This window comes from Neomesorhizobium albiziae (assembly GCF_900114255.1).
Taxonomy (GTDB): domain Bacteria; phylum Pseudomonadota; class Alphaproteobacteria; order Rhizobiales; family Rhizobiaceae; genus Neomesorhizobium; species Neomesorhizobium albiziae.
Genome location: NZ_FOSL01000059.1, coordinates 1 through 11,438, shown reverse-complemented (window position 1 = coordinate 11,438; position 11,438 = coordinate 1). Strand labels below are relative to the sequence as shown.

10 protein-coding genes and 2 pseudogenes are annotated in these 11,438 nt (G+C 58.3%); 10 read left to right on the top strand and 2 right to left on the bottom strand.

Annotation, left to right across the window (positions count from 1 at the left end; translation table 11 throughout):
• A pseudogene (locus F3H98_RS30180) lies at nt 1-230 on the bottom strand (site-specific integrase); the annotation flags it as partial.
• A gap of 196 nt (nt 231-426) precedes the next feature.
• Here F3H98_RS30180 and F3H98_RS30175 point away from each other — a divergent pair.
• Entirely contained in the window at nt 427-591 is a 165-nt protein-coding gene (locus F3H98_RS30175; protein WP_244622011.1) for a hypothetical protein, read from the top strand.
• Between the two features lie 3 nt (nt 592-594).
• Here F3H98_RS30175 and tnpB read toward each other — a convergent pair whose 3' ends face one another.
• Complete coding sequence (gene tnpB / locus F3H98_RS30170; RefSeq protein WP_280178042.1) at nt 595-765, bottom strand: IS66 family insertion sequence element accessory protein TnpB; 171 nt, start codon at nt 763-765, stop codon at nt 595-597.
• A 593-nt stretch (nt 766-1,358) separates the two neighbouring features.
• Between tnpB and F3H98_RS30165 the strand changes: the two genes are divergently transcribed.
• The 9 genes and pseudogenes from F3H98_RS30165 to F3H98_RS30125 form a co-directional block, all read left to right on the top strand.
• Nucleotides 1,359-2,465, top strand: a complete 1,107-nt coding sequence (locus tag F3H98_RS30165) for an ABC transporter substrate-binding protein (RefSeq protein WP_149764620.1) — start codon at nt 1,359-1,361, stop codon at nt 2,463-2,465.
• A gap of 157 nt (nt 2,466-2,622) precedes the next feature.
• A complete protein-coding gene (locus tag F3H98_RS30160) occupies nt 2,623-3,708 on the top strand; it encodes an ABC transporter ATP-binding protein (protein WP_149764626.1) in 1,086 nt (361 codons plus the stop codon).
• Nucleotides 3,709-3,754: 46 nt separating this feature from the next.
• Complete coding sequence (locus F3H98_RS30155; protein ID WP_342211652.1) at nt 3,755-5,509, top strand: ABC transporter permease subunit; 1,755 nt, start codon at nt 3,755-3,757, stop codon at nt 5,507-5,509.
• 566 nt (nt 5,510-6,075) lie between these two features.
• Nucleotides 6,076-7,239 (top strand): M20 aminoacylase family protein, encoded by a 1,164-nt coding sequence (locus F3H98_RS30150; RefSeq protein ID WP_149764616.1) that lies wholly within the window; start codon nt 6,076-6,078, stop codon nt 7,237-7,239.
• A 120-nt stretch (nt 7,240-7,359) separates the two neighbouring features.
• Entirely contained in the window at nt 7,360-8,526 is a 1,167-nt protein-coding gene (locus F3H98_RS30145) for a M24 family metallopeptidase (protein WP_149764614.1), read from the top strand.
• 94 nt (nt 8,527-8,620) lie between these two features.
• The gene (locus F3H98_RS30140; protein ID WP_244622010.1) at nt 8,621-9,316 is read left to right on the top strand and encodes an aspartate/glutamate racemase family protein; all 696 of its coding nucleotides are present in this window, start codon (nt 8,621-8,623) and stop codon (nt 9,314-9,316) included.
• 626 nt (nt 9,317-9,942) lie between these two features.
• A pseudogene (locus F3H98_RS32740) lies at nt 9,943-10,658 on the top strand (aminotransferase class IV).
• Between the two features lie 109 nt (nt 10,659-10,767).
• Nucleotides 10,768-11,073, top strand: a complete 306-nt coding sequence (locus F3H98_RS30130; RefSeq protein WP_342211649.1) for an SDR family NAD(P)-dependent oxidoreductase — start codon at nt 10,768-10,770, stop codon at nt 11,071-11,073.
• A gap of 107 nt (nt 11,074-11,180) precedes the next feature.
• On the top strand, nt 11,181-11,438 hold a 258-nt coding region (locus tag F3H98_RS30125), incomplete at its 3' end, for a transposase (RefSeq protein ID WP_149761697.1).

Here is an 11,438-nt window from a genome sequence, read left to right as displayed (position 1 = left end):
GCTCGGTCTAGCAAATAACGCCCAGGATGATCTCCACCTATGTCGCTTAGCTCAATCCCCTTGTGCCCGAGCCATTTGCTGAAGCCTGCCGCCATCAGCACCTGGTTCCTCATGGAAACAAGACCGTAGCCTCGATCGCCGAGCCATTCGGCAAACGGAACAATGTAACTCGCCACCGGGCCCTCTGGTGGCCGCGACAACGCCAAATCATCATTGATGAAACACTTCATTGTTTGCTCCCTTTCCAGGCTGGATTGCCGGAAGGGCTACAAACTATCTCTACATGTTATCGCATAAACCCTTGGAATCGTGGGCAGAACTCTAGCTACCCGATATAGTCGGGCGGGGTAGATAGTGACGCCTATGTCTTGATCGATATAGGCGTCACTCCCTGGCCATGAAGGTCCTCCAGTCCGGTGTGGACCTTTGACGATCCAAGCCTGGCTCGGGCACGCACAGGTCGCCACGACACATCGCTATGCCGCCGCGGATGTCGAGATGATGCGCAAAGGACTCGACAAAGCGGGAGTCGCTGGCCATCTCGGCGTGCGACCAAACGACGCCGTTCTGCAGCTGCTGAACTCCATCTGATTATTATGTGGCGGAGGATTCCAGACTTGGCAGGCCTGGCGGGCACCTGCGCAGCTCCGCCACATAATCTCGCCCGACACATAAGTGAGGATCGCGCTTCAGGTGTTCCTGCATCAGCAACGCCAAGCCCTGCATGCCCTTCCTCATGTCGGTGTGACCCATCGATAGCCACACCCGCGCGCCCGGCGGGACCACCGTGCGCCTTCAACACCGCCGTGGCCAGCGCAGGCGGTGCAACGGCAAAGATGCTCACCCGGCTTCCTCTGCCAGTTCCATGACAATAGCGGGCCGGTGATCCCCGGGCAGGCTACCGTCTTCATCGACAACCAACGCCTCAGCAAAGCCCGGTTCGGTCGCCGGTTGGCATAACTTGCGACGCCATGTAGATCAGCGCCGTTGAAACGTCATGCTGCCGCGCCACACATGCGTCACGCCTGCTCCGGGCGAAAACGCCTCCTGCAGAATCTGGGCCGCTCATCGTCGCCACCGCCGCCGTCGTTCCGGCCCGGTGTAACCTGGTCCATCAACGGCTCCTAAGTTCGCTCGTAAGAGCGCACTTAAGACTGATCGCTCACCGCCCCGAGAAGGCGCTACACGCCGGAGAACCAAGAGTCGGGACTGGGTTGAGCCTACCTCATCTCGAATCCAGATGACGTTTATACCGAGACTGCATTTGACCTCAACGCCGCTCAGGCACAAAGTTCAGCTGAAGGGGGTGTCAATCAACCGTGGTATCTCGCTGCGCTAAACAATAAGGGGAAATCGTCATGAACTTTACCTGTGCAGTGAATCGCAGGCGCTTCTTGCAAACGACATCGTCGGCTATCGTAGCGAGCGCGCTGTCTGGTGGCCGCACCTCTGCACAATCGTCGAACGACTTGCGTGTCTTGGTTTACGGTGGTGACTACGCAAAGGCGGCCATCGATGCTTATGTAAAGCCATTCGAAGCTGAAACAGGGATCAAGGTCATCCCAATCGCCGACGAAGTCACCCTCACGCAGCTTCAACTGATGGTAAACAGCAACAGTGTTTCCGTCGATGTGATTGCCTTGAACTATCCCACCGCGACTGTGTCTGCCGCGCAAGGCCTCCTTGAGGAGATCGATTATTCCCTGCACAATAAGGAAGAGTTGGACGGCGCCTTGGAGTTTGCAAAGGCACCGTACGGCGTTGGCCAGACTGCCTATGCGTACGTAATGGTGTACAATACCGAAACTTATCCGGCTGAAAAACCGCGGCCGGCTTCCTGGTCCGAATTCTGGGATGTTGAAAAGTATCCGGGGGTTCGAACGCTCGTAGACGGCCAATACGGCTCTCAGGGTCCCTGGGAGGAAGCTCTCCTAGCGGACGGCGTAGCTCCTGACGCCCTCTACCCAATGGACATCGACCGGGTTTTCGCAAGTTTGGACAAGATAAAGCCCCACGTCCGCAAGTGGTGGTCGGTCGGTTCCGAGATACAGCAGATGATGCATGACAAGTTGGCAGCCCTGTATCAGGCCTATGACGGCCGGACAAATCTGTTGATCGATCAAGGAGTGCCGCTTGAGATCAATTGGAACCAATCAAAGGTCACCTGGGATCTCTGGGCAATTCCGAAGGGCGGACCCAAGGTGCAAAACGCGCAGAGATTCGTTGAATTCGCTACCCGCGCCGACAGGCAGGCAGCCTTCGCTAAGCTCTTTCCCTCCGCCCCGACTAACCTAAGAGCTTATGAATCCATTCCAGAGGATTTGGGGCGCAGGTTCCCCACCCACCCCGACAACATTGCCAACAGTATTTTCATTAACGCGAAGTGGTACGCTGAAGTCGGGGCGGACGGCCTGTCGAACACCGAGCGCCTCATACAACGGTGGAACGACTGGATTCTTCAGTAGAAGCCGATTTCATGAGGCGGCGCCACGACGTCGACAGCGCGCCGCCTCAGTATTCTTTAAGGTTGCAAGGTGCAACAATCCTGTTTGCACATACGATGGCGGGCATTTCACATTACGTCACGGTCGCACTGGGGAGATCCTAATCTTGCTTGTCAAAATTCCTCTCCCCGCTCCTCTTGCCGAAGGTGAAACATTGGAAGAACGGCTCACTTCCGCGGAGATCGAATTCCGCAACGTCACGAAAAGGTATGGAGAGGTCGCTGCAGTCAAAGATTTTTCGCTGACAGTCCGTCGCGGCGAGTTCCTGACCATCCTCGGTCCAAGCGGTTCAGGCAAAACAACAGCGCTGATGCTGCTTGCCGGGTTTGCATCGCCTAGCGAGGGCGAAATTCTCATTGCGGGCAAGTCCGTTGCAGCGGTCCCGTCCTATCGGCGCGACCAAGGTATCGTCTTCCAGAACTATGCGCTGTTCCCGCACCTAACCGTCAGCCGGAACCTGGAATTTCCTCTGGAGATGCGCGGTGTAAAGGCACATGAGCGGTCGAAACGTGTCGAGAGAATGCTGGAACGCGTCCATCTGTCTGACTTTCGCCAGCGCATGCCGTCGCAACTAAGCGGCGGGCAGCAGCAACGCGTGGCGCTTGCCCGCGCGCTCATCGCCGATCCACCGATCCTCCTGCTCGACGAGCCGCTCGGGGCCCTCGATCGCAATCTTCGCGAGCAGATGCAGGGCGAGATCAAGAGTCTTCACAAGGAATTTGGCAAGACTACAATATGTGTTACCCACGATCAGGAGGAAGCGCTCACGCTGTCCGATCGCATCGTCGTCATGCGCGACGGGCGGATCGAGCAAACTGACACGCCGGAAGCACTCTACGACCGGCCAGCAACGCGCTTCGTGGCGAATTTTCTGGGCGAGGCCAATATTCTTGACGATGCCGATTTCAAGGTGGAGTCTGATAACGAGCTGCCGGCCGGCACGGTAGCTATGATCCGGCCGGAGCGAATTTGCATCGCCGATCAAGCCGCACGCATGCGCGCCGATGCGCAACAGCGCCAGGCTGTCACCGGAACCGTAGTCGACATGATCTATGCCGGGCCATTACGGAAATATCATGTGCGCGTCGGAAGCGGCGTGCTCATCACGCGCCAGCACGTCGGCTCGGGGCAAAAGATCTTCCAGCCCGGTGACGAAGTCCGGCTCGAGTGGTTGCGGTCCGACCTTCGTTTCGTCAGGGCGTGAGGCGCTGAGGGCAAATCAGATGACAAGGTTCAGAAAACTAGGCCAGATGCCCATCTGGCTCACCGTACCAGCCTTTGGCATTCTGCTTATAGTTTTCGGCATTCCGATCCTTCGGCTGTTGCTAACCAGCCTGAACGCACCGGCCTTGTCGGTCGCCAACTATCATGCGTTCTTTGGTCAAGCAGCGAATATCCGTTTGCTCGTTCAGACTGTTGAAATAAGCGTGGTGGCAACGGCCATCTGCGTAATCATCGGCTATCCCACAGCCTATCTGATCGTGGCTGCCTCAAAGCGGCTACGCATGGTGCTCCTTGTGCTTGTCCTAATCCCCTACCTGACCAGTCTGCTGGCGCGCACATATGCTTGGATTGTTATCCTCGGCGACAATGGGCTAGTGAACAAGCTGCTGCTCGATATAGGGCTGATATCGAGCCCTCTCCAGCTCTTGTACAACCGCTTCTCAGTCTATGTGGGAATGGTGCACGTGATGCTGCCATTGATGATCTTGCCTCTGGTCAGCGTCATGCTGGGCATCGACAAGTCGCTGATGGCGGCAGCCCGCAGCATGGGTGCGCGGCCCTTTGCCGCCTTCTGGCGGGTTTTCTTCCCGCTCAGCCTGCCGGGCGTGCGGAGCGGCGTGCTGCTGGTGTTTATTCTTTGCCTCGGTTTTTACATCACCCCGGCCGCCCTCGGCGGATTGGGAGACGCGATGCTGTCGACCTTCATAGCGGCTCAGGTCAAAAGCACCTTCAATATAAAACTCATCGCCACTTCGGCGTTCGTCCTATTGGCGATCGCCGGCATCTTGCTCTTCATGCTCGGACTTGACCTCTCCAGTAGGCATCACCGTGCAGCAAAAAAGGAGCGAACGTCCTGGCAGCGTAGAGTGCCTTCATTCGGAACGCTGGCACGCTATCTCAATGAGCTTGCCGCCCCCTATCGAGCGAAGCGCTGGACGGCTGAACTCTTTCAAGCGCGGGACGAAATCTATTTGACGAAGCAGATTGGAGCGGCGTTTGTCGTGCTTGTCATGTCCTTTCTGCTGTTTCCAGGCGCTATCGTCATGATCATGTCGTTCAGCGCCGGCGCTTACTTGGAATTCCCCCCTTCGGGCTTTTCGCTGCAGTGGTACCGCTCCTTCTTCGGCGATGCCTCGTGGACCGGCGCGGCCTGGACCAGTATCCAGATCGGCATTGCGGTCACTATCCTTTCGACGATCGTTGGTACCTTAGCGGCGTTGGGCCTCAGCCGCACCTCTCCAGGTTTGCGCAGTGTTTTGACGATGGCAATCCTAACACCGATCACCATACCGCTTATTGTCGTCGGCATTGCGGTATTTCTTGCACTTGTGAATTTGGGGTTGATTGGCTCGAAATCGGGTATTGTGTTGGCGCATAGCATCGGCGCAATCGGCTATGTCGTTGTCATCGTATCGGCGACTCTGGCGAATTTTGACCGGCGGCTGGAGCAGGCTGCGAAGAGCATGCGCGCCGGACCTGTACCGACCTTCAGGAGAGTGACGCTGCCACTCATTTTGCCGGGTATCTTGGGCGGCGCCGTATTCGCATTCATCCACTCGTTCGATGAGGTCGTGATAACGTCTCTGGTCAGTGGTTTCTCGATACGAACCTTGCCGCTGAAGATGTGGGAGAACATTCGCCACGCGATTGACCCAACGATCGCCGCGGTCTCGTCGTTGCTGATGCTGCTCCCGGTACTCTGGATAATTGCGATCTACTTCATGTGGTGGCGGGCTCGGCCGAAGCACGTGCCGACTGCGGCTACGGCGGACATTGGGTGAAGATCGATTGAGGAAGGCGGAGTATCGAGGAGGGTGAAAAGGCGGCCGCCATGAAGGCTATTTTCCATCCGCTTGATCGATCCGGGAGATTCAGCGCCCACTCGCCGCTCTGCCGCTCGAAGTCGGGCGAGGCCGAAGATGTCGAAAGAACCTGGGTGCCGGAGGAAGCGGCACCGGAGTGCCGGTGAAAGCGCCGATGTCGTTCTCCAGCCCTGCACGGCCCCGCTTGTCCGACCAAACGAGGTCACCTCAATCTAGGTCCCGGCGGCAGATCACAGGTCCAGTCAGCAAGACCGTTGCGTATGTTGAGGCAGCCTACCCGGACCAGTAGAGGACATCATCTCGGAAAGGACCATTACCCTGGCGCGGATTGAGACGCAGGTCTTGACACAACCCCACGATCAAAGGGCCGATTGTAGCTCAGAACCAGATGGATCCCATATGCATACTGAATTTGACCGCTACTTGCAGATGCATGAGATTTGTTGTGAGGCAGGTGATATTCCGCGAAGTCGGTAATTGAACGCGGAACCTTTGATTCATTGATATTTGCGAGGCGAGCGGAAATGTCCGGCGTGCAAGAATTTAGTTATCTACATAAAGAGGCTGCAGACTGGCGGAGATATCTCCACCAGAACCCCGAACTCGGGTATGACCTTCCGGAAACGGCCGCTTTCGTCGCCAAAATGTTGGCCTCGTTTGGTATCGAAGAGATCGAGACCGGCATCGCCGAAACGGGCGTCATCGCTGTGGTGCGGGGCACTGCGGGCGACGGGCCAACCGTTGGGTTGCGCGCAGACATGGATGCCCTGCCGATCGAAGAGATGTCCAACAAGCCGTGGTCGTCGAAGAAGCCCGGACTCATGCATGCATGCGGCCACGATGGTCATACTGCAATGTTATTGGGTGCGGCCACCCACATCGCACGTTACCGCAACTTCAGGGGGGCAGTCGCCTTCATCTTTCAGCCGGCCGAAGAAGAGGGCCGGGGTGCCGAACGGATGGTGCAGCAGGGCATCATGGAGCGCTATGACATCACAGGCGTCTATGGGATGCACACCAGCCCAGGGTTAGACATCGGTAGGTTCGCAATCCGCGAAGGAACTATCATGGCCGCGCTCGACGAATTCGATATCGTCGTGATCGGCAAGGGCGGTCACGCCGCCCAACCGGATGCGACCATCGATCCGGTTGTGGTTGCAAGCCAGATCATTGTTACGCTTCAAACACTCGTCTCGCGAAACACAAAACCTACGGAATCTCTTGTCGTCTCGGTTCCCAAGGTTAGGTCGACCGGCACCTACAACGTCATTCCGAATCAGGTAGAACTGGGCGGCACGGTACGTAGCATCTCGCCGGCGCTCCGCGATTTTGCGGAACGCCAAGTCGAACAATGCGCACGCGGCGTGGCCAGCGCTATGGGCGCCGCGATCGAATTCACGTATCGGCGCCTCGAGCCACTTACCTACAACCACCCCGAACAGACCCGGTCCGCCGTAGCTGCGGCACGTCGGCTGGTCGGCGGCGAATCGGTCGATGCCAACGTCGCGCCGGTCATGGGGGCTGAGGACTTCGCTTACATGCTCCAAGTTCGGCCGGGCTCCTACATCTTCATCGGCAATGGTCCCACTGCGGGATTGCATCACCCGTCATTCGACTTCGACGACGAGGCACTTCCCTACGGCATTGGATACTGGGTCAATCTTGTCAATACGCTCCTCGCAGGCTGACACTGCGAGGCCTCTGGCAAATCGGATCGGCCCCGCCCCGCGTGCGCAGGCTGACACCGTCCGGGGTTACCCATGCGACCCCATGCCCTTTTCTCAAGAATACGCGACAGGAGTAGCCAAATGACCGTTCCCAAGGGGTTCCAGCCCTTCCCGCGCAGCGAGTATCTGAATCGGCTGGGCCGGGTGAAGAAGGAGATGTCGAGGCGCGGCCTCGACATGATCTTCGTCGTCGACGAGCACAACATTACGTACCTGACGGGCTACCTCGGCCTCTCGGCCTATGTCCCGCAGGGCGTGATTATCACCATGGCGGAAGAAGAGCCGCTGATTATCCTGCGCCAATGCGATGCTCCGGCCGGTCTGCACCAATGCTTCATGGCTCAGGATAGGGTAATCCATTATTCCGAGGATCTGGTCGGCAACCCGAATCAGGATGGGTTCGACATGATCATCAAGTGCATGCTCGACCTCGGGGCGGCGAAGGCATCGGTTGGGGTCGAGCTAACTGCTATGTCGTCGCTCTCTGCCGACAAGTTCCGCAAGGCTCTCGGGGCAAAGATCACAGATATCACACGAATGGTGACGTGGCTACGCCTTGTGAAATCTGATCGCGAGATCGAGGCCATGCGCGAGGCGGCGGCTATTTCCGATGCCGCCATGCTGCGGGCGGCCGAAGTGATCCGTCCGGGGGTTCGAGAAGCGGACGCCTCGGCCGAAATCATCGCCACACTCATCCGGGGTGCAAATGGCAAGCCGGGCTCCAGACTCGCCGCTTTTTTCATGTGTGCCTCTCCGCGCATCGGAACCTGCCATATACCTTGGGCGGAAGACGAATTCCGCCAAGCCTCACAAATCAACCTCGAACTCGGCGGTGTTCGCCACGGCTATGTGTCGGGCCTCATGCGCACCTATTCAATCGGAAAACCTTCGGACCGATTGCAGAAGATGCATGACATCCAAGTTTCCGGACTTGAGGCCGCGCTCGAGGCAATCAAGCCTGGCGCAACGTGTAGCGACGTGGCCAATGCATTCTACTCGACCATCGGCAAGCAAGGCCTAAAGAAGGACACCCGTTGCGGTTATGCTCACGGAATCGGCTGGCTCGAACCGACGGCGAGCCTCAGGGACGGCGACATGACGGTGCTGGAGCCCAACATGACCTTCCACATGATGCTCGGGAACTGGGTTGCGGACGACTTCGGCCACACCATCAGCGAGACTTTCCGAGTGACCGACACGGGGGTGGATGTGCTAACCTCAGCGCCGCGGGACATCTTTGTTCTCTGATGAGGTCCGGGCGGCTGCTCGGACCGCCCCTGCATCTCTCCGGCCGCTCGGCTCGCTCCCTGAAACCTCGCCAAACTCAATTAAGGTGACTGACATGACTACGCCACTACTGGGTATCCTGGAACTTGAACGTGGAACGATGAAATCAACCCCTCTCCCTGGCGGGTTGACCAATCCTTCGACCTTTTCGGTTCCCCTGATCCTCGAAACAGTCGATGGGGCTTGGGCCGATAGGGTGATCGCAGGCGACCCGGCGCTCGAGCCGGCCTATATCGCTGCTGCCAAGCGGCTGGTGGAGCGCGGGGCGACAGCCATTACAGCAAACTGTGGATTTGCCATTCGACACCAGTCCGCTGTCGCCGCTGCCGTCGACGTGCCGGTGGTGATGTCAAGTCTGCTCATGCTACCCATGCTACTGAGGCAGTTGCCCCCCCAGTCTAAGCTAGCGGTGCTGACCGCGGATTCAACCAAATGCGATGATGACGTGTTGGGCTTGCACGGTTCACCCGAGCGCGACCGTGTGGTTGTCGCTGGCATTGAAGGTGGAACGCTATTGCGCAACGAGATGGTGCGCCCACCCATCCCGACCACCTTCGCCGAGATCGAAGAGGACGTGCGAGGCGCCGTCGCGCGGCTTCTGCGAGATGTGCCCGATGTCAGTATGATGTTGTTCGAATGCACCGCCTTTCCTTTGGTCACTGATGCGATCCGCAAGTCCACGGAGGTGCCGATCTATGATGTCGTGGACCTATGCCGACTGACGCTCGCGTCTGTTTCCAAACTGCAGTAGACCGGCTACCTAAGCGTGCACCAAACTCAATTCGATGGGAGCCTCGTTTCGCGGTCGGCATGGACCCGGACATAGTCCTGATCAGATGAATGAATGATGTCTGCCCCATCCCGAAAAATTCACACGACGGAGACGGACTTCTCCAATCTCGGGTGTGAACGCCACCGGGCGCTTGTACTCACGACTATGGCAAAACCGATATGGAGGCGCTGGTCGTGACCCATGCGCGTCTCGTCCACTCTCCGGCTACCACGGGTAGTGGGGTATGTCGTGCGTTGTCACCTAATTTTCGTCCTAAAGCACACGAGGTAGCGGGCATCCGTGCCTGCGGCTGGGTAGACGAAGTGCGGACCTGCACGCACCAGCAGGGTTACGCGGGAGGGGTTGCCGGTGTCCTGCGCAACTACGGGGTCCATCACATGCACACCGAACTCGAGTTGGTCTGCAGGAACGTGTCGCGGACGACGTCCGCCGGCACCGTCGGGGCAAGACTTCCACCGTGAGGGACGGCAGGCTAGTCCCCGAACTCAGGACAGGGAAGAGAGAGGATGACGATGACCTCCCCGCGCCTCTGGGTGGAGAACCGCTACCGTGACCCGCTTAGCTATCCGCAGGGCGTCGCCTACATGGACGGCCAGTATCTGCCCATGTGCGAGGCCAAGATCTCGGTCTTGGACTGGGGGTTCCTGCACTCGGACGCCACCTACGACACGGTGCACGTCTGGGACGGGCGATTTTTCCGCCTGGACCTGCACTTGGACCGTTTCTTTCGCGGGGTCGCGAAACGCCGCATGTCGCTACCTATGACCGCAAGGAGGTCGAGCTTATCCTGAAAAGATGCGTTGCCCTGTCTGGCCTACATGGCTCGGTCGCCAATGCAGAACAGATGGAGCGTGGTCTCGATCTGGCGATTAGCCGCATGGTGCGAATCCCGTCGTATTCCGTCGACCCGACACTAAAGAATTATCATTGGCTGGACCTCGTCAAGGGCCAGTTCGACGCCTACGACGTGGGAGCCGACACCGCACTACTGCTCGACACGGAGGGCAACATTGCGGAAGGTCCTGGCTTCAATATTTTCACAGTTAAAGGCACCCGGTTGAAGACCCCTGCAGCCAATGTCCTGCCGGGGATTACTCGGCAGACGGTTTTCGATCTGTGCAAGGAGATGCGCATAGACGTTGCCGCGAGTACGATCTCGCCGGGCGCACTTGCGGACTCGGACGAGGTATTCGTCACCTCGACGGCGGGCGGCATCATGCCTGTGACCCAAATCGATACGAAGCGGATCGCCAACGGACAGGTCGGCGCATTGACGCAGAAGATCTCCGACCGTTATTGAGAAAAGCACAGTGATCCCGCTTGGTCGACCGAAGTACCATGCGTAGAACACCCATGAAGGAATAACGCGCCAAAAGACGAGAACCGTTCCGGCTCACACCCGAATAGTTGTGCTGCATTCCCGAGGTGACCTCTGGCCAGATCCCAGAACCTACGAGGCAACAGATGAGCAGTTCCCCCGCCGAGCGCTTATAGTGGGCGGCAGCAAAGGCCTTGGCTTGGCACTCGCCAAACGTCTCGCCGCGGAAGGCGCCGCTTTGTTAATCGGCGGGCGGAACCAAGATGATCTGGACGCTGCAGCTAACGTACTGAGATCCAAATCCTGCGTGCGCTGGCGTCCATACCATACGAGCCGATCCTTCCGTGCGCGCCCAAGTGGACCCGCTTTCTGGGCAGCATCGATTGTCTCATCGTGAACTCCGGGCATATGCGCTACGGTACGATTGAAACGCTAGGTGGTGTGGACTCTTGGGATTCCCAAGGCTGAGCAAATCAGATTCAAGGCTGTCTTTTGGAGGCAGCCATGGGTGTTCTCGACCGTCTGATACTTCGCGACGACCAGTGGGAGCGCATGTCGGTCCACATCATCGGTGACGAACGGACGCGGGGTTCGTCGGGCCGCGACAACCGGATGTTCGTGGAAGCGGTGCTTTGGATCGTGCGCACGGGCTCGCCCTGGCGCGATCTGCCCGATGTCTTCGGAGACTGGAACAGCGTCTTCCGCCGTTTCAGCCGGTGGAGCCACAAAGGTGTCTGGTGGCGCATCTTCGCGGCGATGTCG